Raw genomic sequence first — 23827 nt, 5'->3', positions numbered from 1 at the left:
ACCCGAAAACTTTGGGCAAAGGCCTTCGTTAAAGATTTCAACTGCCCGTTAAAATACGTACGGTTTTAAGCCTGATTTCCGAAAACAAGCTCTAAAACCGATGCTTTCTAAATGGTAATAGAAAGGCGACGTTTTTTAACGCTGGCGGTGGTTGGTACCTTTTTATTGGTGCCGCAGATTCAGCTTTCTATTAGTTAACACATCTCAAATCGTATACCTATGAGGAGACTACCCGTCTATTTGTTACTGGATACTTCCGGCTCCATGACCGGTGAACCCATTGAAGCAGTAAAAAATGGAGTGCAGGTCATGATCAGCTCCCTGCGTCAGAATCCGCAGGCCATTGAGACCGCCTTCATCAGCATCATCACCTTTGACAGCGAGGCCCGGCAGGTGGTGCCTTTAACCGATCTGGCCTCCTTCCAGATGGTAGACATTAAAGCCACCGGCACCACCAGCCTGGGCGATGCTTTGAAATTGGTTTCCACCTGCATAGACAACGAGGTAACCAAAACCACCGCAGAGCAGAAAGGCGACTGGAAACCGCTGGTGTTCATTATGACGGACGGAATCCCTACCGATGATTGGCAAGCTGGCCTGCAAGAGTTCCAGAAACGGAAAACCGCCTTTACCGTGGCCTGTGCCGCCGGCAGCGCCGCCGATTCTGCCCTGCTCAAGCAGATCACCGAGAACGTAGTCACCTTGGACACCGCCGACAGCCAAAGCATCGCTAAGTTCTTCACCTGGGTGAGTGCGTCTATTGGCGTAACCTCTACCAAAGTGGAAGATGCCGGTAAGGAAGTAACGGGCATGGGAGAGTTGCCACCGCCGCCTTCAGAACTGAACATCGTTACCTAAGAAACAGCCTCAGCGGGAAAGGAAAGCAATGGCCTCAAAAGGCTGGGTCTTTCTTTTCCTGCTTAAAAGTTGTCCTTCAGAAGCCCTTGTTGGTGTTCTCACCAACAAGCACTATATCCCAGGCTTACTTAAGTGATCAGATACCTTCTTACCTATTGGTGATAACACCAACAAGGGCGATTGTAAAAATAAGTACCTGCTAATGGAGTAACTGCTGGTGCAAGCTACGGCTATGAAGGAGAGTCACCAGCTAAAAGAAGATGAGGCGTTAGGCAAATCGCTCACCCAGGAAGGAAAATCAGTTTAGAAGACAATCATAAAAGCAGGAATGGCCGATGTAAAACAACTGGTGACGGATCTTTTCAAGCGTAACAACATCACCATTCCGGCCCATCGGGTGGGGTTGTTTGAGCGTTTTTTACAGGAAGAGCAGAACCTGGCCATTATCCACCAAATCATTCAAAATCAGGAACAACTCATGGCTAATTGGAAAACGGAAGACAGAATAGCTGAGATTGTACAGCAACCCATTCGTATTCCAAATGCTACCGTGGGCAAGCCGTACGCGGCTCCTTTTGACTTTGAGGCCTACAACTGGAATGACTTGGTGGCCTTCAAAATTGAGGGGTTGGAAGCGCTGGGCCTGACCTACAGCGCCGAGAACAACGAAATCACCGGAGTGCCCACCCAAAGCGGCGATTTGAAATTCACAGTACATTTCAAAGTGGAAGGCCAGCCTGAGGAGGCTCCCTTTAACCAAAAGGAAATCCTGCTTATCATCAACCCGAACCCCAAAAGCCTCTGGAAAAACCTGGAAAGCGATAAGCAGGACCCGTTCTGGAAAGAAGACGACGTGACGGTGTTCTCGCCCTTGGGCGACCGGCATATTGTGGTTTCCTCCAAACGCGGGCGTTCCCATGCCAATGTGGGCTCGTTTAGGGAAGATGATTTCGCGTTCAGGGAGTTGCCCAACGGCTGGAATATTGTGGTGGTGGCAGACGGGGCCGGCAGCGCGCGGCTGTCCAGGAAGGGCTCGGCGATGGCCTGTGCCGGCGTAGTGGATTATTTTGAGGATCCGGCCTCGGCGGAAAGCATGCTGGAGTTTGACGAGTTGGTACAGCAGCACGCCAGCAACACCGGTGAAGACACCCAGAAGAAGCTGAACCGTTTGGTATACAACAACCTCGGCAAAGCCGCTTTCAAGGTGCACAAACAGCTGGAGGCCTTCGCCACTGGGCAGGAAGCTACACTGAAAGACCTGAGCAGTACCCTCATTTTTACCCTGTTCAAGAAGTACGACGTGGGTTACGCGCTGCTTTCGTTTGGGGTGGGAGATTGTCCCATCGCGGTGCTGAACAAAAACGTGACCGAGGTGACTCTCATGAACTGGCTGGATGTGGGCGAATTTGGCGGCGGCACGCGTTTCATCACCATGCCGGAGATCTTCCAGAACGAGAAATTCTCTACCCGCTTCGGGTTCAGACTGCTGGATGATTTCTCTTACCTCATCATGATGTCTGATGGCATCTATGACCCCAAGTTCGTGGTGGAGGCCAACCTGCCCAACATCGCGAAGTGGCAGGAGTTTCTCGCGGACCTGAACGGCCAGAACGAGGATGGCGCCAAAGTGGAGCTGAGCACCGGTAACCCAGACCTTGAAGCGCAGCTCTCCAAATGGATGGACTTCTGGAGCCCCGGCAACCACGATGACCGAACCCTTGCCATCGTTTTTTAGCCGTTTTTCCAAAACCGGGCCTAAAACAAGTAAACCGCCCGGAAACGCACGTACAACAGATTACCCATAAACCAAGAGCATCTACCTGTGAGCCAAAGCATCATCAACACCTTTTCCAGTAAACCCGGACCCGCCGTAAAAACGGTGGCTTCCGTTGTGACGCCTGGCAAAACCTACCAGTACGTAGATAATGGCGAGCCCATGCGCGGCGGGATGAAGGATGTGTATTTCGGGCCAGACAAATCCTACGTGGTGGCCTTCTACCGCGACAAGCAGGATTACAACTCCCGGGAACGGCTGAAGAAACTGGTGACCCAGTACTATGACAGCTTCTTCAACCGCGAGGGCGGCGAGTACTACAAAGAGCTGTACTGCTGGCCCACGGACATGGTGGAAGCTGATGGAAAGGTGGGTTTAATTGTGCCCGCTTACAACAAGAACTTCTTCTTCAGGAAAGGCTACGCCACCGGCGAAGGAATCAAAGGCAAGGAGAAACAAGGCCTGTGGTTTGCCTCGGCCAAGTTCCGGAACAAACAGTTTGCCCTACGGCTGGATGAAAGCGAGCTGGGCAACTGGCTCAGCTATTTCCAGATTTGCGTAAAAATTGCCCGGGGTGTCAAGCGCCTGCACGCTGCCGGCCTGGCCCACTCAGACCTGTCCTACAAAAACGTGTTAATCGATCCGGTAAGTAAATCGGCGACCATCATTGACATCGATGGCTTGGTGGTGCCCGGCCTATACCCGCCGGATGTCATCGGCACCGCCGATTTCATTGCCCCCGAGGTGCTGGCCACCAAAAACCTGGAACTGCGCGACCCTAACCGGAAACACGCCAACCGCACGACTGATTTGCATGCCCTGCCGGTCATGATCTATATGTACCTGTTATACCGGCACCCACTGAAAGGCGGGAAGGTGAACTCCCTGGATACCGAGGAGGATGACCTGCTGTCCATGGGCGAGAAGGCCTTGTTCATTGAGCACCCCACCGACAAATCTAACCGGCCTAAGCTGGACCAGGTGTCCAAGTGGACGCTGCCCTGGGCCGATGTCACCAAGCTGCCCTACACCATCACGGGCCCTTACCTGAAAGCTTTGTTTGACCAGGCCTTCATCACCGGTTTGCACGATCCCATGCAGCGCCCCAACGCCGACCAGTGGGAGCAGGCTTTGCTTAAAACCACCGATCTGATGCAGCCCTGCAGTAACCCCAACTGTGACCAGAAATGGTTTGTCTTTGACAATACAACCTCGCCCCGGTGTCCGTTCTGCGGCACCCCGGTAAAAGGCACGCTGCCGGTGCTGGACCTGTACTACGAGTTCAAGCCCACCGTCTGGAAACCCGAGAACCACCGCCTGATGGTGTACCACAACCAATACCTGTTCCAGTGGCACGTGAACCGCAAAGTCATCCGGAACGAGAAACTGACCGATGAGCAGAAGATCCCGGTAGGCTACTTCACCTTCCACCAGAACAGATGGGTTTTTGTAAACCAAAAGCTGACTTCATTGAAAGACCTCACCGATGACCGGGAGATTCCTATCAACACCATGGTAGACATCACCGATGGCAAGAAACTGCTGCTGTCCAACGAGGAAGGTGGACGGGTGGTGGTGATTACCATGGCCAACAAATAATTGCTGCTTACAACTGAAAGGACGGAAATGAGGGGTTTTTGCAAAAACGGACCTAAAACGAATAAACACTTACGAACATGAGACTTAAACCAGCTGGAATTATTGGGATTCTATTGATCATAGGGGTACTGGGCTATTTTGCGATCAGTCCGCGCCTGTCTGACGGAGATGATGACAAAGCCCCCATTACCTCTTCGCCTACCATGCCGGGGAGCAACCGTACCGCCGATAATACCGGCACCGTGCCTTCCACATCCACGGCTACCAACACAGATGCCAGTGCAGGCACCACAGAGGGGTCCCGGGAGTTCAACTACACCCCTGAGAAGCCTGAGAACGGCACCCTGCGCGGCGTAGTGGAGGTAGGGGCCACCGGGTTCAACTCCTTCGTGATCAACATGGACCGGCAGAAAAGGTGGGAGATTGTATCCAAGGATTTCGGGGAATCGCTGGCTTACGAAGGGCTGGCCACCACCGAGGACATCCGGGCGGGCCTGAAAAAGTACCTGTCCGCCATGTTTGACAAAGGCGTGGCCAAGAACAACATGCACTTCGTGATTTCCTCGGGAGCCCAGAAAGAGCCCAAAACCACTACCATCAGCAATGAACTGAAGAAGATGGGCTATGTGGTGAACAACGTCACCGCCGAGCAGGAAGGCAAGTTCGGGTTCAATGCCACCGTGCCGCCTGCCTTCGCCGATAACTCTTTCCTGGTAGACATCGGGTCTGGGAACACAAAGATCTCCTGGCAGGACAACGGGCGTTTGCAGTCCCTTGAGTTACCCGGCGCCAAGTACTACGAGAAAGGAACTGCAGATGAGCAGGTGTACAACCAGGTGAAAGCCGCCGTAGCCAGAATCCCCGAAAACAAGCGGAATGTGGGCTTCATTCTGGGCGGCGTGCCGTTCACCCTGGCCAAGCAGAACCGCAACGGGGAAGAGCGCTATACCGTCCTGCAGGCGCCGCAAGCCTACAAGGCCTCTGATAAGAAAATGGCATCGGGGCTGAACATTTACAAAGGCATTGTAGACGCCACCGGCACCGATACCTTCGTGTTTGACTGGGATGCCAATTTCACCATCGGGTTCCTGCTGAACCTGAACAAATAAGTTTTTGCCTATGAGTTTCCTGAAACAGCTCTTGACTCCGTTTGTGGAGTTTGACGACGATAAAAAGAACGTGCCGCCAAAGCAAAACGCGCCTGCCCCAAGTCAGGGTGCCCCCACAAATCCAGGTCCGGCTCCTGCGCCTTCTTTCCAAACCCCCACGGTTCCGGCCCCGGATGAAAACGTACAGCACCCGTTGATCAACGGTCCCAGCACTCCGGTAACGGTCCTAGATCAGGTTCCCACTTACTCGGCCAGCGGCACCTTGACCAGTCCTTTGCCCGAGCATGAACAGTATTTTGAACGCCTGATAGACGAAGCCAACGCCCGGAACCCGATGTTCCAGGGCACCGATTACAAGGAGTTCGTGGACAGCAAGGTGGACATTGACGACATCCAGGACGAGGCCATCAAGTACCGAACCGCGTTCAACGTGCTTAAAAGCACCGGCCTCACCAAAGAGAAACTGCTATCCACTGGCCAGGAATACCTGAACCTCATCGGGCGGGATCTGAATGCCTTCCAGAGTGCCCATTCCCAGCAGTACCAGAAAGAGGTGCGTCAAAAGGAGCTGTTGATCCAAAAGAAGGCCGAAGAACTGCAGACCCTTACCCAGCGCCTGAATACCCTCAAAGCCGAGATCAACCAAATCACCCAGGACATCAACGTCACCAAAGACAAACTGAACACCACCAAGAACTCCTTCCTGCTGGCCGGCGAAAACAAGCAAAGGGAAATACAGACCGAGCTGCAGAAGATAGCCCAGTTTTTCTAAGCGGAGGTTATCCCGTTTAGCGGCCGTTTTCTAAAAGTAGGCGAAAACAAGACTTTGAAAGGCCCACCACTGAGAGTCCTATACTAACGCGATTTCCCTTATAAAGGACAGACCCAGCATAACAGGTCTGTCCTTTTTTATTGCCCTTGAATTTACTTCTCAGAAGCCTAATGCTTTCCGCACATATGAAGGACTTTTCAATAGAACAATATAACCTAAGGAAGAAGCCGAATTCTATATTTATGTTTTTGTTAATAGGCTTCCTTGTTGCAAGCGATATTTTTCGGATTTTTAAAATTTCCAAAATTATTTAGGAAATCTGTATTTTTAAATTACCTTTAGGTAGTTGAATATGTATGAACATATAGACATATAAACCACCTCTGGTATGAAGGTATTCAATATTAATCATGGCAGTGCTATTCCTCTCCATTTGCAAGTAGAGGACCTGCTACGTGACTTGATAAAGAATCCGGAGTATCAGGAAGGAAAACTATTACCCAACGAGGTGGCCTTGGCCAAGCAGCTGGGCATCTCCAGAAACACCGTGCGCCAGGCCACGAATAAATTGGTGTTTGAGCGCCTGCTCATCCGGAAAAAAGGGGTGGGTACTACGGTCTCAAAAGACAACATTACTACCAAGCTGGACAAGTGGTCAAGTTTTACCCATGAGATGGGAGAGAAAGGCGTCACTTTCCGCAACTATGAGATTGGGGTTAGTTTAGTAGATGCCGATGACGAGATCAGAAGGCTTTTCAATATCACCCGCAAGTCTAAAGTAGTGAAACTGGAAAGACTGCGCGGCCTTGACTCTGGACCCGTGGTGCTGTTTATCTCTTATTTTCACCCGCGGGTGGGGTTAACCGGCAATGAGGATTTCACCCAGCCCCTCTATGACATGCTGGAGAGAACGTACCATACGGTGGCAGCGGTGTCAAAAGAGGGAATCAGCGCTATTCTAGCAGATAAAGAACTGTCTGAGAAGTTGCAAATTGAGGAGGGAGATCCGGTGCTGTTCCGGAAACGGGTGGTCTGTGACCCAGGGGGCAGACCCATTGAATATAATATAGGCTACTACCGGGCCGATCGTTTTACCTACACCATTGAAATAGAGAGAGGGTAATCTGTCCCTTTCCTGAGAATTCTTTTGAAGTACTTCCCCCGTTTTCGCAGCGGTAGGTTACAGGGGCTTTTAGCTCTTAGGGAATCTATCAGCTTTTAACATACCCTTTTCAGTGCCTTTTTGAACCCAGGTTTCAGATTCCCGTCCTACCTCTGACTTTAGGTATGTAGGGACATATGAACATAGTACAGGAGTAAAGTACCGCTTCACCTTTTACTTTTTGTCTTCATATGATTCACCTCAAGACTAGGCTTGTCGTCATCAAACTACTGGCGTGCTGCGCTTTTAGCACCTTCTCACCTCAGGCAAGAGGAGAGGCATTCTCCTTTTCCTGGCAAACAACCTCAGAAAGAACCATTCAGGGCAAAGTGACTTCCCGAGAAGGGAATGAAGCTTTGGCGGGCGTTAGTGTAACGGTGAAAGGCACCACTAACGGCACGTCCACGGACGCGCAGGGAGCATTCACCCTTTCGGTACCAGATGAGGGTGCCGTTCTGGTGTTTTCCTACATTGGGTACGTTTCGCGGGAAATCCCCGTAAAAAATCAAAATTCACTATCTGTCGTTTTAAGCCCAAATAGCCAGGAACTGTCCCAAATCGTGGTGATTGGGTATGGAACTACCACCAAAAGCGACTTGACAGGATCGGTGGCCTCTGTGAAATCAGAAGAGATTCTAGCCACTCCTACCACCTCGTTTGATCAAGCTTTGCAGGGAAGGGCTGCCGGCGTACAGGTCACCCAAACTTCCGGGAAACCGGGTGCAGAGGCTTCCATCCGGATAAGGGGAACCAGCTCTATCAATGCCGGTAACGAGCCCTTGTATGTCATTGACGGTATGTTGGTGAGCAGTGACGCCAATGACATGTCATTGGGCGTGAACCTGGGACCCCGCATCAGTGCCTTGTCCACCATCAACCCGAATGACATTGAGTCGATTGAGGTGTTGAAAGACGCCTCGGCCACGGCCATTTACGGATCAAGGGGAACCAACGGCGTAGTGCTGATCACGACCAAACGCGGCAAGTCGGGCACCGGAACCGTTACCTTTGACACCTATTATGGCGTGCAGGAAGTAGCGAATAAACTGGAGGTCCTGAATGCCGCCCAGTTCGCCGATTTTGTCAACGAAGCCAAAATCAACGCCAACCAAACACCTATCTATAACAACCCCGCCACCTTGGGCGCCGGCACCGATTGGCAAGGAGAAATCTTCCGGACGGCACCCATCGCCAATTATCAGCTTTCCTTCTCGGGCGGCGATGAGAAAACCAGGTACGCCATCACCGGCGGGTATTTCGTCCAGGACGGGATTATCCGTAACTCAGACTTCAAACGCTATTCCTTTAGAGCCAATTTAGACCGGGACCTGAGTTCTAAACTGGCAGTAGGCAATAGCGTAAGTTACTCCCGCCTAACCTCCTCCGGCGTGTTGACCACTACTGAGACCATTGTGCCTGGTGTCACCACTTCCGCCCTGTTGTTCAATCCCATTCTGCCGGTGTACAACCCTAATGAGCCCGGCGGCTATACCTTTGAGAACCGGGGCGGCAGTTACCTGGGCAAAACCCTGGGCAACCCCGTGGCCGATGTGGATGCCTTTACCTCCTACGGGGTTTCGTCCAGAATTCTGGGAAATGTCTACGCCCGCTATAAAATCCTGGAGAACCTGGAGTTCAGGACCAGTTTCGGGATTGATGGGTTCTCTTCGAAGGAGAACGCTTTTGGCCCGAATTTTCTAAAACGCACCGAAGCCAGCAAAGGCGAAGCCTCCATCGGGACGGTGACAGGGCTTACCTGGCTGAATGAAAACACCTTAACGTACAGACCCACCATCAACGAAGATCATAAAGTAGACTTTTTGTTGGGGTACACGCTCCAGGAGTTCAACAACGAGAGCCTGTTGGTTTACGCCTTTGATTTTCCTGATGACCGGACCGGTTACCATGATATCTCCGCAGGGTTATTGCCTCAGAAACCTGCTAACGGCGAATCCAGGTGGAGCATGGTGTCTTATCTTGGCAGGGCTAATTACACGCTATTTGACCGATTCCTGTTTACTGCCACGGGTAGGGTAGACGGTTCCTCCAAGTTCGCCTCCGGAAAGCAGTATGGGTTTTTCCCCTCGGGTGCGGTTGCTTGGCGCCTTTCAGATGAGGCCTTTATTCAACAGTTCTCCTTTATCTCTGACCTGAAACTGAGAACCAGCTACGGCATCATCGGGAACCAGGCCATTCCGCCCTACCAGTCTTTGTCGTTGGTGGGTGCCTACGGACAGGGAGTTTTCAACGGAACCGAAGTGTACACCGGGCGTGAGCCGCTCTCGTTCGCTAATAAGAACCTGAAGTGGGAGACCACGGCACAATTTGACCTTGGGTTGGATGCTTCTTTCTGGAACAACAGGCTATCCGTCACCGCTGACATCTACGAAAAGAAAACCTCTGATCTGCTCTTGTCCACGCCGGTTCCTTATACCACCGGTTTCAACTCCACCGTGCTGAACGTGGGCAACATCCGCAACAGAGGCTTTGAATTCGATGTCCGGACGATCAACACCAAAGGCGCCCTGGACTGGAGAACCTCTCTCAATTTTACCGTGAACCGGAACGAGGTCACCAACCTGAACAGTGAGACCGATATTCTCATGGGCGGCGGTACCTTGCTCCGGGTAGGGGAGCCGGTGGGTACGTTTTACGGCTATATCTTTGAAGGAATCTTCCAAACAGACGAGGAAGCCAGAACCAGCCCGGTGCTGAAAGGACAGGAAGCTACTTCCTCCAACCCCGCCTCCCGCGCCAAAGCCGGAGACCGCAAGTACCGCGACATTAACGGTGACCAGGTCATTGACGAGAAAGACCGCTCCATTCTGGGCAGCGCCCAACCTGATTTCACCTGGGGCCTCACCAATACCCTTTCCTTTAAGAACATTGACCTGAGTTTCTTTTTCCAGGGATCGCAGGGCAACAAGATGGCCAACCTGAACCTGTTTGACCTCCAGAATTTCACCGGTCAGAACAATGTCCTGGCCGAAGCCGCCCTAAACCGCTGGACGCCCAATAACCCCAGCACCAAATACCCGCGGGCCCTGGCCGCCGGAAGTCTGGACAATGGAGTGTTTTCCTCCAACATCGTGGAAGACGCTTCCTATATCCGCCTGAAGAATGTGAGTTTGGGCTACAGGGTACCCAGTTCCCTCACGCAAAAAGTGAAGGTGAAAACGCTCAGGATCTACGCCAGCGCCACCAACTTATGGACCCTTACGGACTACTCGGGCTATGACTCTGAGGCAAACACCTTTGGGCAGAGTACGGCCATTATTGGGGTGGATCGGGGCGGGTACCCGCAGGCCAAAACCTACTTAGTTGGGCTAAACATCGGGTTTTAATTTCCAGCGAGAAAAGATGAAGACGTATCTTAAAATCCTCAGAAAATTGGGACTGGCTATACTGGTCCTGCTCTCCTTGCCTTCCTGCCAGGACTTTCTGGAGGAAGACCCCAAGAACTTTGTGGCGGTCACCAACTACTACCGGAACGCCGATGATGCGGTGCAGGCCGTGAACGCCATTTATGCCTACCTGAACTCCACCAGCACCGTCTCCACGGCCGGGGTGTACCACAGCACCTTATGGGTAACGGCGGGCCTGGCCTCGGATGAATTGCTGAACCAACACCCTTTCGCGCCAGACCTGGATCAAATCGCCACCTTTTCGCATGGCCCGCAGAATGCAGCCTTGCTGGAGATCTGGGCCATGCACTACAAAGCCATCACGGTAGCCAACATTGCCATTGAGCGCATCCCCGGCATCCAGATGGATCAAGCCTTGAAAGACAGGCTCCTGAACGAGGCCCGTTTCCTAAGAGGTTTGCTGTATTTCAACCTAGTACGCATGTTTGGCAGCATTCCCCTTCTCACAAAGGAAGTGGAGCCCCTGACACCGGCCGTGGCCACCCCCGACGAAATCTACACCCAAATCATCGCAGACCTGACCTCTGCTGAAGCGCTCCCTTTGAGTTATCCTGCCGGTAGCGGAAAAGGACGAGCCACGCAGGGAGCCGCCAAAACCTTACTCGCCAAAGTGTACCTCACCCGCCAGGAGTGGGACAAAGCTGCCCAGAAAGCGAAGGAGGTGATTGACTCGAACCAATATGCCCTTTGGGAAGATTTTAACCAGGTTTTCAAATTAGCCAATAGAAACGGGAAGGAGGCTATCTTCTCCGTTGGGTTCGGGGACCAGGGAGGCGCTATCAGTTTCTGGGAAGTAGGCCAGTTCCAGGTGCGGCTGCTGCCCACCGAACTCAGCGCCGAAGGGGTGGAGAACGCCCAGGGCTGGCAAATTCCCACCATGCAGCTGTTCAATACTTTTGACTTCAATGACCGCAGAAAGGAAGTCACCTTCCTGACCGAGTACATCAACAGAAGCGGAGCCGTTACCCCCATCCGACCCTACATCCAGAAGTACTGGGATCGGGCCATGGAGCCTAAAGGAAATGGCAGTGAGAATGACTTTCCGGTGTTGCGCTACGCCGATGTGCTCCTGATGTACGCCGAGGCCAACAATGAATTGGGCAATGCCGCCCTGACGCACGAATACATCAACCTAGTGCGCAAGCGCGCCCGCTTTGACGGAACCACCTACCGCACCACCGTCCCTGATTACGTGGGGCTTACCAAAGAGCAGATGCGGGAAGCCATTCTGAAGGAAAGGGCCATGGAGTTTGTCGCCGAGGGTCATCGTTGGTTTGACCTGGCCCGCACCAAAACCTTGGAAACGCTGGTGCCCCTGGCCAAACCCGGGGTAGTGCCGGCGGCCAAACACTACTTGTTCCCGATCCCGCAACGGGAGCGGGACCTGAACCCGAACCTTCCGCAGAACAACTACTAACAGGCACCGCAAGATGACAGAACGCATTGCCATCGCGATGGACTTGGGCGGCACCAAGATAAAGCTGGGCCTGGTGCAGGATGGGAAAGTCTTGGGCATGACCCAGATAGACGCCTACTCAGACCAGGGCCTCCGGGGAAGGTTGCCTTTTGTAAAACTCACCATTGACAAGCTGCTGGAAGAAAAGAACATTTCAACAGACCAGCTAAGCGGGGTTGGGGTTTCCATTCCGGGGATTGTGGATAGCGTGCAGAGGAAAGTACTCTCCATTGATAAAAAGTACGGGGACGCTCCGGAGATTGACTTCCCAGCCTGGGCGCAACAAGCCTGGGATTTACCCATCATTTTAGAAAACGATGCCAGATCTGCCTTGGTAGGCGAATGGCAGTACGGACACGGAAAGGGCGTGGACAATGTGGTGCTCATGACCTTGGGCACTGGAGTAGGAACCTCGGCGGTTATTGAAGGCAAAGTATTAAGAGGCAAACATTTTCAGGCTGGCTGTCTGGGTGGGCATTTCACGGTGAACCTATCGGGCGGGGTCTGTAACTGCGGCAACATCGGTTGTGTGGAGTCTGAGTCCTCCAGTTGGAGCCTGGAGGAAAAGGTGAAAGCCCAGCCCATGTATTCCAAAAGCCTGTTACGGGTAGAGCCGAAGATTGACTTCTCGGTGCTTTTTCAATGGGCCGAGAAAAAGGATCATCTGGCCATTCAGATGCGCGACCAGTGCCTGGATGTCTGGTCGGCCTGCGCCATCAACCTCATCCATGCCTATGATCCGGAGGTGCTGCTGCTGGGCGGGGGCATCATGGGAAGCGGCGCTTATATCATTCCTTACCTGCAATCTAAAATAAATGAACTGGCCTGGACCCCCTGGGGGAAAGTGGAAGTGCGGGCCGCTTCCTCCTTTGACAGTGCGGCCCTCCTGGGGGTTGGGTATTTAGTGTTTCACCAAAACTAAACGGCTTTGAAAAAATCAAACTACGATAAGTATCCCGAGATCAGAGTGGAAGGCCATACGTGTGTGGCAGGGTGGGGAAACATTGGTCAAGAAATCAGGCAAAGGGTAGCGGATACAGCCAAGCAAAAAGTGGTGGTGGTAGAGTGTTACCACGGCGTAGACACGGAGGAGTTAGTTTCAGGCTTGGTGCGGACTTTAAAGCCAGTTGCTACCATCCGCGCCTCAACCGCCTTCAAATCTGAAAGACAGATTGATGAGTTAGTAGCAGAATACGTGACCGATGATCCGGTTTTCGGGTACATGGCCCCCTTGCACTTAGCTGATTTCTTGGATGCCCACAAACTGGAAACCGCCAAAGCCGAAATCCAGCAAACCTCTCAAGGAGTGATTCTGGTAGTAGGAACAGGCGCCAGCCTCATAGCAACTGAGGCTGATCTTTTGATTTACGCCGATATGCCCCGTTGGGAAATCCAATTGCGGTTCAGAAGAAACAAAGTAGGGAACCTGGGAGTGGCCAATGAAGAGGAATCCTTCTCTTACCTCTACAAAAGAGCCTTCTTTGTAGATTGGCGGGTATGTGACCGACATAAAAAGATCCTGATGAATAAGTGGGATTATGTCTTGGATACTACCCTGCCCGATGCTCCCAAACTAATTACCAGAGCTGCTTTACACGATGCCCTGCAACACACGCTCACCCGTCCGTTTAGGGTGGTGCCTTTCTTTGACCCGGGTCCGTGGGGAGGGCAGTGGCTGAAAGACGTCTGTGACCTGGACCGTTCTGAGCAGAACTTCGCCTGGGGCTTTGACTGCGTGCCGGAAGAGAACAGCCTTTTGTATCGTTTTGGCGAAAACGTGCTGGAAATACCCTCGCTTGATCTGGTGTTTTCGCACCCCCAAGAACTGCTTGGCGAAGAGGTGTTTGAAGCTTTTGGGGATGAATTCCCCATCCGGTTTGATTTCCTGGATACCATGGAGGGTGGTAACCTCAGCCTGCAGGTACACCCGCTCACTGAGTACATCCAGGAAAAATTTGGGATGCCGTACACCCAGGATGAAAGCTACTACATGCTGGATGCCAAAGACGATGCCTTTGTGTATCTGGGCATGAAAGAAGACGTGGTGCCCGAGCGCATGATCCATGAACTGGAAGCCGCGCAAACCCAGGGCCAGTACTTTGAGGCCGAGAACCACGTGGAGAAATGGCCTATCAAAAAGCACGACCACGTCCTGATTCCAGCCGGAACGGTGCATTGCTCGGGTGCCAACAGCGTGGTGCTTGAAATCAGTGCCACGCCGTACATCTTCACCTTCAAACTCTGGGATTGGGGCCGGATGGGCCTTGACGGTAAACCAAGGCCTATTTCGCTGGAACACGGCAAAAACGTAATCCAGTGGGACCGCACCACCCAATGGACCCAGGAAAACATCTTGAACAAAGTGGAGCCGGTGGCTCAAGGTGATGGCTGGCGCGAAGAAAGAACCGGCCTACATGAAGGCTCCTTTATTGAAACCCGCCGGCACTGGTTCACTAAAGCCGTACCGCACCACACCCAGGGCATTGTGAATGTCCTAAACCTAATTGAAGGCACAGAAGCTATTGTGGAAAGCCCCACCCAAGCCTTTGAACCCTTCATCATCCATTACGCCGAGACCTTTATTGTGCCTGCCGCGGTGGGAGCCTACTCCATTCGGCCGCACGGAGAGGGCGTGGGCAAGGAGTGCGCTACGCTCAAAGCCTACGTGCGCACCCCGCTTGATTTTAACGCTAAATACTCCTTCAACCAAAACTAAGCCGTGTATGGAAAAGGCAGGAAGTAACTGGTTTGTGTACCGCATCACCCTGGTGGCCGCCGTGGGTGGGTTGCTCTTCGGGTATGATACGGCCGTGATTGCCGGGGCTATCGGGTTTTTGCAGCTTAACTATGATCTGTCTTCGGCCATGATGGGGTGGATTGCCTCCTGTGCCATTCTGGGCTGCATGATAGGGGCAGCCTTTGCCGGGGCGCTCAGCGACAAAATAGGGCGAAAAAAAGTGCTCATGTTGTCGGCAGTGCTGTTTGCTGTCTCCTCCGTAGGAACGGCCATGCCCCCGGATTTAACCTGGTTCGTCATCTTCCGGCTAATCGGTGGATTGGGCATCGGTATCGCCTCCATTCTGGCCCCCATGTACATCACCGAGATCGCGCCGGCGGCTATCCGGGGGAGACTGGTCTCTTTAAATCAACTAGGAATTGTTTCCGGCATTCTGCTCATTTACTTTGTGAATGCGGGCATTGCCGGCTTGTATGACGAAGCCTGGAACATCACCACGGGCTGGCGCTGGATGTTTGGGTCGGGGGTCATTCCTTCGCTCATTTTCATGGGTTTGCTCTTATTTGTGCCTGAAAGCCCCCGATGGCTCGCCAAGAAAGGGTATGTAAAGGAGCCGCTGGCTATTCTTACCAAGATCAACGGCGAGAGAGAAGCCCAACTGGAACTGAAGCAGATTATGAATACCCTTTCAGAGGAATCGGGCACCGTGGGAGAACTCTTCAAGCCGGGTCTACGGAAAGCCCTCTTTATCGGGGTGGTATTGGCTATCCTCTCGCAGGTTACTGGTATCAACGCCATCATGTATTATGCCCCCGAGATCTTTAAATCAACCGGTGACGGCTCTGATTCCGCGTTGCTGCAGACCATTTTAGTGGGGGCCGTGAACCTGCTGTTCACCATTGTCGCCATTAAATATGTAGACAACTGGGGTCGCAAAGGCTTGTTGCTGGCGGGCTCGGCAGGAATGGCCGTCTGTCTGCTCATCATCGGCGGGGCCTTTTACCTGGACATGGTCAAGGGCTACATTGTGCTGGTCTTCATATTGGCGTACATCGCCTTCTTCGCCGTGTCGCTGGGGCCCTTGGCCTTCGTAATCATTGCCGAGATTTTCCCAAACCGCACCCGCGGCAGAGCCATGTCCATTTGTCTGGGTGCGCTGTGGGTGGCCGTGTATTTTGTTTCCCAGTTTTTTCCCATCCTGCTGGAAGCCATCGGGAGCGCCTATACCTTCTGGATCTTCATGGCCATGTCGGTTCTGACTTTTGTGTTTGTCTGGACCCTGGTGCCCGAGACCAAAGGGAGAACCCTAGAGGAAATTGAAAAGTCCTGGACCGCGGGCCAGCCGGAAAGACTTAAACCTGATCCGGTAGTAGCCCGGTGACCTGCCGGTGGCGCTGCTTTTGACCTGTTTTTAGAAAAGTAGGCCTCAAACAGAACTCCTTCCACCTGCTGCTGCTGCTACCAAGAATGTACCTGCTTCACCGTTTGGCTATCCTTTAAACCTTAAATCGTATGCATATGAAAAAGATTTCTTCCTTCCTTTTTTCCTGTCTGGCCTTGGTGGCCATGACCTTCTGGACCTCCTGTTCAGATGATGAATCCACGCCCGATGCGCCCGTATTGACCTTGTCAAAAGAAGAGGTATCGGGTAAAACCGGGCAACCCGTGGAGGTAACTGTCTCCATCAAGGTGCCCGGAGGCCTGAAGGCGCTCAGAATCACCAAACAGGTCAACCTCCAGAACGACAATACCTACGGAACCAACGGGGTGCAGACCGTGCAGCTTCCCTCTACCGGCCAGACCGATTATACCTATAACTTCACCTACACCCATGCGCCAGGCGAAGTAGACAAGCTGGTGGGTTTCACATTCCGGGCCGAGGACAACAATGGCAAAGTAGGGGAGAAGGTGTTGACCGTGAACACGACGGCCTCCGGTGAACAGATCCTGTACACTTACCGCTGGAACCTGAAATCGAAAATGCACACCACGCCCAACCCAGACGTAGAAGACATTGAGGACTGTGAGACCGATGATTCTTTTGTGTACAACGAGAACGGAACCATGGCCGTGAACTACGGCACCAAGCCTTGTACCTTTGATGGGTTCAATACCTACTCCACCTGGTCTTTGAGCGATGACGAGAAAACTTTCACCCAGACCTATGCCTCGGTGTTTGATCCTACTCAAGTGACCACCGAAACCTACACCGTGAAGTCCCTGACCAAAGACCGCCTGGTGATGGAAATCACCCTGGATCTGTCAGTATTCGGGCCTCCTTACACAGACAAAGAAACGTTTGTGTACACCTTTGATGCCAGCCCTAAACAATAGATACCTAAATGCCTTTTCGGGCTTGTTTTCTGAAAACAGGCCCGAAAAGGCAAAGGGCTTCTTCTATCATTTCTGCTGATGGCTTACCAAACAGTTTTGCTTTCTTATTCCCAAAACGACCTATGATTCTTAGAAATAGCTTCTTTAAGAACACTGCTTTTTTTGTCTGCCTATCGCTGCTTACCTGCTCCTCAGACAAAGGCGACACCGACGGGGAGCCCCAAAAGAAACCGGTGAACACTGATATCACCACCCTGAAGTTTACGGTGGCGGAAGCCCCCGAGTGGACGGCGCTTTTCAAGCGGAACTCCGGTTGGTTTGGCGCCGATGGCATCTTCGCGATTCCTAAAAACGGGGTAGACTCGGCCGGGGCCGGAAGAAACACCGAGACCATGCTTCTGTTTAGTGATACTATGATCGGGGATATCAAAGACGGGAAGCTGAGTCCGGGGTATAAGATGATCAACAACTCGGTGGCCATCATCAAGGGAAATAAGCCCTCACCAGAAAACATCACCTTCTACTGGGACAAGGACGAAGCCGGGAAGCACCGGGCCAACTTCATCCCCAAAACGCCAGCGGCAAAACCGGGCGAATATTACTGGCTAGGTGATGGCTTCGTGAACACGGCCAAAAACAACGACACCTATATTTTTGGGTACCGCGTGCGCGACACAGGAGCACAGGTGTTTGGCTTCCAAGAAGTAGGCAATGCCTTAATTGTGATCCCGGCCGGAAGCAAACCTCCTTTCAAAAACCAGCGCCAACTGGACACGCCTTTCTTTCTGCCGGGCAGCGCCCCAGACGATTATGGGTCGCTGGGCGGGGCTATTTTCGTGAACACCAAAGAAGCCGGCGCTCCCCAGCCCGATGGCTACGTGTATGTGTACGGCGTTCGCGGAAAAGCCAAAAACGTGATAGTAGCGCGGGTATTACCCGGCGAGATCGAAGACTTCACCAAGTGGCGCTACTGGGACGGCGCAACCTGGAACGCTGACCTCGCTAAACTGGCCAACATCACCGACAGGGCCTCCAACGAGTTAAGCGTGACCCCACTGCCCGATGGCCGCTATGCCATGGTGTTCCAAACCGATGGCATCGGGAACACCGTAGGCCTACGTCTGGGGCTGAAACCCCAAGGCCCCTTCGGCCCGATCATCAAAATTTGGGACTGTTCAGAGGATATCAAAATGGACAAGGACTTCATTGTGTACAATGCCAAGGTGCATTCCAACCTGTCAGAGCCCGGAGAGATGCTGATCAGCTACAACGTGAACTCCTTTGACTTTTTCAAAGACATTCTGGTGCATCCTAATCTATACCGCCCAAGGTTCATCAAAGTGAAGCTTTTGTAAATTGAGGAATAAGGCAAAAACTAAAGGCGGGAAGTAAGGAGATAGACAATGCTGTCTTCCTTGATTGTCTTTATTCTAAGTTGTACACGCATTTCGTCCCCCTTTGAAGGGGGTAGGGGGATGACAAAGGCCATTGAAGAACCAAAAGCTTGCACTACGAAGCAAGAGCAACCAAAAGTGACTGCCCTTACACATTGGGAATGCTGATTCCTGCACGAGTAATCATCCCCCTACCCCCTTCAAAGGGGGACGGAATGCGTGGTTATTCCTATTTCACGCTTAAATAGCTTCAAAACGTTCACAGTCCTTGTCAAGCATTTTTGAACTCAATCCATGAAAAGCGTCAAAGTTCTACTTCTGGTCATGCTTTGCCTTGGTGGAACAATCGTTTCATGGGCAGACGGGTTTGAGCAACAAGCTTTGCGGGTTTGTTCATTTGGGCAATCGATTCCCGAAACGGAGATAAAATTCACGGTGGCTACGGTACTCCAAAGCAATATGGTGGTTCAGCAAGGCAAGCCTTTTTCCATGTGGGGAACTGCTCCGGCAGGCGATACCATCACCCTTTCGGTAGATTGGAACAATTCACCGGTGCAAGTTGTGGCAGACGCCTCCGGCAGATGGGAGGGGCAGGTGCCCGTTCCAGCGGTGAAACCCGGTGACTTTTCGGCCCACACTATTACGGTTTCTTGTGAAAAGGATAGCCTCACCTTATCTAATATCCTGATTGGCGAGGTGTGGCTCTGCAGCGGGCAGTCTAACATGGACATGGAAATGAAACCCGCATTGCCTTGGCTCAGGGGAGTGTTGGACTATGAAAAGGAAATTGCCTCGGCTGATTTTCCCGCCATTCGGCTGATAAACATTGAAAACAATTTCAAGAAAACACCCCAGCAAAATGCGAAAGGAACCTGGTTGGTCTGCTCGCCACAAACGGCCGGAGACTTTAGCGGGGTCGCTTATTTCTACGGGCGCGAGTTGCTTCAAAAACTACAGGTGCCCATTGGGTTGGTGGTGTCCTCGGTAGGCGGATCTGCTTGCCAAGGCTGGACCAGCCGGGAGGCGCTGGAAAGTGACCCTGAGGTGAAAGCGAAGTACCTGACGCCTTATGACCTCAATCCGCAAGCGCAGGAAAGCTTAGATTCCATCAAAACGCTTGAAAAACTGTTCGAGGTGTTGGCCCGGCCCACCTTGCTGTACAACGCCATGATTCATCCCTTAAAAGATTTTTCCATCAGAGGTTTTTTATGGTACCAGGGCGAATCTAACAAGAAAGACGGGAGCGCCTACACGCGCCTGTGCACCGCCATGGTTAAGGGTTGGCGCAAGGATTTCAACCAAGGCGATTTGCCCTTTTATTACGTGCAGGTCACACCTTACAACTGGGAAGAAAAAGACTCTATGGCCACGTATCACGCCAAACTACGCGAAGCCCAGGACGCCATGCTCCAGGTGAAGAACACCGGAATGGCCGTCACCATGGACATTGGCGAGGTAAATGACATCCACCCGCGCAACAAGAAAGACGTGGGTTTGCGCCTGGCCAGAATCGCGTTGGCGAAAACCTATGACCAGCCCGATGTGGTGTATGTAGGGCCCAGGCTGGAGAAGGTCAAAGTAAAGGGTAAGAAGGTGATCGTTTCCTTTCTGCCCCAAAGCCTGGGAACCGGACTCACCACCTCGGATGGGCAAACACCTAAGTATTTCTATGTAGCGGGCGAGGACAAAATTTTCTACCCGGCAGAGGCATCCATTTATAAGGATCAGGTCCTGCTATCCTCAGAGAAGGTGAAGAAGCCGGTGGCCATTAGGTATGCTTTTACCAATTATCCCATTACCAACTTCGGCAACAAAGAAGGTTTACCCGCCATGCCTTTTCGCACCGATACTTGGGAGGAGTAAATTCTGAGCGTGGTTTTTCTGTGTTCAAGCCTTCCTTTATTAGGGCCTCCGTTTATGTTTTCGGCTTAAAATCTTAAAACCATATGAAAAGTAGTGCCCACCTCAGCAGTAGAAAATGGATCGCTTTCGCCTTTGTGCCGTTCACCGCCTTGTCTATGCTGGTTAGCGGTTGTCAGAAGAACAAGAGTATGGCGGCCGAGACTTCGGAGACGGATGCTCCATCTGCCGTAGGCAGTGTCCGGCAAGTGAAAGCCACCTCCGTTCCGCAGTGGGAGCAGATGCTGATGCACAACTCGGGATGGTTAGGGGCAGACGGAATCTACTGCGTGGCCATGAACGGGGTAGAGAAATCAGGCCAGGCCAATGCCACCGAAACATTCCTGTGGTTCAGTGATACCATCATCGGGAATATTAAAGGAGATTCCTTGCAGGCCGATTGGGAGATGGTGCATAACTCGGTGGGGTATCTGCAGGGAAGTACCCCGGACCCCAACAAGATCAAATTCCATTGGCGGAAAGACGAGAAGGGAAAAGCCGCCTCCATGTTTGAGCCCCACACGCCCAAGGCCCAGCCGGGGGATTATTATTGGCTGGGGGACGGGTTCTTCAATCATCAAAAAGACAGCACCATTTACATTTTCGCTTACCGGATCAAGAGTTTACCCGGAGGCGTGTACCCATTTGAGGATGTAGGCGTTTCCCTGATCGCGCTGCCCAAAGGAAGTCGGCCGCCGTTCGCCAACCACCGGCAATTGGATACGCCTTTATTTATCAAAGACAGCAACGGCAAAGGGAAAGTCGTATTTGGAGTTGCGGTGCTGGCGAATACCGTAGGTGCCAAAGCGCCCAAACCCGATGGCTACATCTATGTCTATGGGGTACGAGGCGATAAAAAGGAACTTCTGGTGGCCCGGGTACAGGACAAAGCATTTGAGGATTTCAGCCAATGGCGTTATTGGGACGGCAGCACCTGGGGCCCCGACGTGCATAAAGCCGCTGCGCTGACCAGCCGGGTATCCAATGAAATGGGGGTAAGTTTCATGGAAGACGGTCGGGTACTAGCCTCGTACCAGTTAGACACCAATTCGCCTACCGTCGCTATCCAGACGGGGCAAACCCCAGCCGGACCTTTCCAGCCCGCCAAAAAGATTTACGAAACCCCGGAGATCTATGAAGACCTGGATTTCTACACCTACAACGCCAAAGCCCATCCGCACCTTTCCAAACCGGGGGAGCTGTTGATCAGCTACAACGTCAACTCCTTTGATTTCATCGCCGATATCCACAAACACCCCCATCACCTCCGGCCAAGGTTTATCTCTGTGAAGTATTAGGTGAAATTTTTCTTCCTAAGGATACACTCGGACAGATGAAAGTCTTTTTAATTGAAAATTAAAAATATCTCCAATAACGATAGAAGGAGGGAGGTGCTCAAAAAAATCTCTCCCTAAATCCCCTTAAGCATTTTATAAAAAGCATCGGCGTAGGTATCACTAATGGGAATGATTTGATCTCCAATGCTGATCCTGTTTTTCTCAATGTGATCTATTTTGTCAATCGCTACCATAAAAGACCGGTGCACGCGTGCGAAATTCTGAGTTGGTAGCAGCTCTTCCAGCTTTGCGAAGCTGATTAAGGTCATGATCTTTTCCTGGGCGGTATGCACCCTGAGGTAGTCCTTCATACCTTCTATGAAAAGGATGTCCTTTGTGGCAATTTTCTGGATACGGTGGCCTACCTTCAGGAAAAGGTACTCGGGCTCGTTTCTAGGCTCGGCGGTTCCTTCTTTCTTAGCAGGTACATGACTGGTGGCGCTATGTTCCTGGTAGAGCCGTAACACCCCTTTGTAGAAGCGTTCAAAAGAGAAAGGCTTCACCAGGTAGTCCTTTACCTCCAACTCAAAGGCCTTGAGCGCATACTGGTCGTAAGCAGTGGTCAGGATGATCATGGGTTTGGGGTTCAGCAGGGGGATGAAGCTGAGCCCGTTCAGGTCAGGCATGTTGATGTCAAGGAAGAGCAAATCTGGCTTATCTGTTTTCAGGTTTTCGGCTGCTTCCAAAGGACTCATGAAGGTGCCCTTCAGTTCCAGGAAAGGGACTTTAGCGACATATTCTTCAAGAATCTCCTGGGCCAGAGGCTCGTCGTCAATGATGTAGCAGCTTAGTTTCTCTTTCATGGACGTGTGCTTGCGTGCCGTTTATTTCCAGACTTAACCTAAAGGTGTCTCCGGTGTTTTGGATATTCAGGCGGTGCTGGTCTGGGTATTGTAATTGCAGTCTTTTCTGGACATTAACCAATCCAATACCTCCGGGTTCCTCAATCTCCATCTGTTGCTGATTAGTACCAATTGGGTTCTGAATCTGAAAGGTAAGCGAATCAGGTTTTATTTCCACCCTCACCTTAATCGCGCTAGGCTCCAGCCGGGCGGGACTGTGTTTGTACGCGTTCTCCAGGAGGTGAATGAACAGCAGGGGAGCAATCTCACAGGTTTCTGGCGCACCCTGTAGGATCAGGTCTACTACCGGAGAATTTTTGTACCGGAGCTGCTGCAATCCTATGTAGTCTTGCAGGTAGTTTATCTCACGGGTAAGCGGCACCGTGGGCGCGTTCGATTCATAAATCATATAGCGCATCAATGATGCTAAGCGTAAAACAGCTTCGGGGGCGGTGGGCGCTTGTTTGTAGACCAGCGTGTGAATGTTGTTGAGGGTGTTGAACAAAAAGTGGGGGTTTATCTGCGATTTCAGGTAATGCAATTCTGTTTCGGCCGCCTGTTTCTCCAACTGCTCTTTTCTGATGGTATTCAGTACCAGATTTTCCGTTACCCTGGCCAGCCAACTGAGAAAGAGAAAAGCGGGTACCATCGTGAGGACAGCGATGGTATAATACCCTAGGAATGGGTCCCAACCATCGGGCTTTTTAGGGTGAAAGTAAACGAAGGGTATTGGGCCTGTAAAGACAATTATTGCTAGGCGGGAAAAATATTCCCTCTTTTTGTTCTTCCCTAAGTACAGGGTAAGGAGATAGAAGTGGCTGTAAAAAACATACAAACAAGTCAGGATGAACCCTGTAGTCAAGGGAAGCCAGTTAGATTGGTCGTCCGTCCGCAATTGCAGGCTCACCAAAGAGGTGAAAAGAAGCCAGACGAAGAGGTGAACCAGCCGGAAGATTTTTTTGACTCTCTGCATAGAACAAAGATACCTTTTCCCCGCAGCCTCTGCACCTCTACTCGACCAGTTCCTTTTCTCCCTCTACGAAAGGCAACCCTCAACCCGCCAGTGTACTCACGGATGAAAAGCCGCCTTTCGTCGATTGCTTTCTAGCTGCGGCATATCGGTTTTTGC

Annotated in this window: 17 protein-coding genes; 15 read left to right on the top strand and 2 right to left on the bottom strand. The window is 52.0% G+C overall.

The features are described 5' to 3' along the window. The first annotated feature begins 219 nt into the window (after window positions 1-219). The 15 genes from EFB08_RS21560 to EFB08_RS21490 all read left to right on the top strand — a co-directional run bounded on the left by EFB08_RS21560 (window position 220) and on the right by EFB08_RS21490 (window position 21817). Window positions 220-858 (top strand): vWA domain-containing protein, encoded by a 639-nt coding sequence (locus tag EFB08_RS21560; RefSeq protein WP_123129042.1) that lies wholly within the window; start codon window positions 220-222, stop codon window positions 856-858. Window positions 859-1186: 328 nt separating this feature from the next. Then, window positions 1187-2593, top strand: a complete 1407-nt coding sequence (locus tag EFB08_RS21555) for a PP2C family serine/threonine-protein phosphatase (protein WP_123129041.1) — start codon at window positions 1187-1189, stop codon at window positions 2591-2593. Window positions 2594-2680: 87 nt separating this feature from the next. Next, window positions 2681-4231, top strand: coding sequence for a helix-hairpin-helix domain-containing protein (locus EFB08_RS21550; RefSeq protein ID WP_227006431.1), 1551 nt, complete (start codon window positions 2681-2683; stop codon window positions 4229-4231). 77 nt (window positions 4232-4308) lie between these two features. Further along, complete coding sequence (locus EFB08_RS21545; RefSeq protein WP_123129040.1) at window positions 4309-5340, top strand: hypothetical protein; 1032 nt, start codon at window positions 4309-4311, stop codon at window positions 5338-5340. Between the two features lie 10 nt (window positions 5341-5350). Continuing rightward, window positions 5351-6112, top strand: coding sequence for a hypothetical protein (locus tag EFB08_RS21540; RefSeq protein WP_123129039.1), 762 nt, complete (start codon window positions 5351-5353; stop codon window positions 6110-6112). Window positions 6113-6500: 388 nt separating this feature from the next. Next, the gene (locus EFB08_RS21535) at window positions 6501-7235 is read left to right on the top strand and encodes a GntR family transcriptional regulator (RefSeq protein WP_123129038.1); all 735 of its coding nucleotides are present in this window, start codon (window positions 6501-6503) and stop codon (window positions 7233-7235) included. A gap of 230 nt (window positions 7236-7465) precedes the next feature. After that, window positions 7466-10618: a SusC/RagA family TonB-linked outer membrane protein gene (locus EFB08_RS21530; protein ID WP_123129037.1), complete on the top strand. Its 3153-nt coding sequence runs from the start codon at window positions 7466-7468 to the stop codon at window positions 10616-10618. 16 nt (window positions 10619-10634) lie between these two features. Next, on the top strand, window positions 10635-12116 hold the full coding sequence (locus tag EFB08_RS21525) for a RagB/SusD family nutrient uptake outer membrane protein (RefSeq protein ID WP_123129036.1): 1482 nt from the start codon (window positions 10635-10637) through the stop codon (window positions 12114-12116). Between the two features lie 13 nt (window positions 12117-12129). Further along, complete coding sequence (locus EFB08_RS21520) at window positions 12130-13077, top strand: ROK family protein (protein WP_123129035.1); 948 nt, start codon at window positions 12130-12132, stop codon at window positions 13075-13077. A 6-nt stretch (window positions 13078-13083) separates the two neighbouring features. Next, complete coding sequence (locus EFB08_RS21515) at window positions 13084-14871, top strand: class I mannose-6-phosphate isomerase (RefSeq protein WP_123129034.1); 1788 nt, start codon at window positions 13084-13086, stop codon at window positions 14869-14871. Window positions 14872-14878: 7 nt separating this feature from the next. Further along, window positions 14879-16273, top strand: coding sequence for a sugar porter family MFS transporter (locus EFB08_RS21510; RefSeq protein WP_123129033.1), 1395 nt, complete (start codon window positions 14879-14881; stop codon window positions 16271-16273). Between the two features lie 137 nt (window positions 16274-16410). Next, window positions 16411-17226 carry a lipocalin family protein gene (locus EFB08_RS21505; protein ID WP_123129032.1) on the top strand — a complete coding sequence of 272 codons (816 nt, stop codon included), beginning with the start codon at window positions 16411-16413 and terminating at the stop codon, window positions 17224-17226. Window positions 17227-17348: 122 nt separating this feature from the next. After that, window positions 17349-18581 (top strand): DUF4185 domain-containing protein, encoded by a 1233-nt coding sequence (locus tag EFB08_RS21500; protein WP_123129031.1) that lies wholly within the window; start codon window positions 17349-17351, stop codon window positions 18579-18581. 333 nt (window positions 18582-18914) lie between these two features. Beyond that, a complete protein-coding gene (locus EFB08_RS21495; RefSeq protein ID WP_123129030.1) occupies window positions 18915-20483 on the top strand; it encodes a sialate O-acetylesterase in 1569 nt (522 codons plus the stop codon). 83 nt (window positions 20484-20566) lie between these two features. Beyond that, complete coding sequence (locus tag EFB08_RS21490) at window positions 20567-21817, top strand: DUF4185 domain-containing protein (protein WP_123129029.1); 1251 nt, start codon at window positions 20567-20569, stop codon at window positions 21815-21817. 113 nt (window positions 21818-21930) lie between these two features. Here EFB08_RS21490 and EFB08_RS21485 read toward each other — a convergent pair whose 3' ends face one another. Then, a complete protein-coding gene (locus tag EFB08_RS21485; RefSeq protein WP_123129028.1) occupies window positions 21931-22659 on the bottom strand; it encodes a LytR/AlgR family response regulator transcription factor in 729 nt (242 codons plus the stop codon). Further along, window positions 22628-23671, bottom strand: coding sequence for a sensor histidine kinase (locus EFB08_RS21480; protein ID WP_123129027.1), 1044 nt, complete (start codon window positions 23669-23671; stop codon window positions 22628-22630). The genes EFB08_RS21485 and EFB08_RS21480 overlap by 32 nt, the downstream gene beginning before the upstream one ends. Between the last annotated feature and the right edge of the window lie 156 nt (window positions 23672-23827).

This window comes from Rufibacter latericius (assembly GCF_003721515.1).
Classification (GTDB): Bacteria; Bacteroidota; Bacteroidia; order Cytophagales; family Hymenobacteraceae; genus Nibribacter; species Nibribacter latericius.
This window is presented reverse-complemented; position numbering and strand designations above follow the sequence as displayed.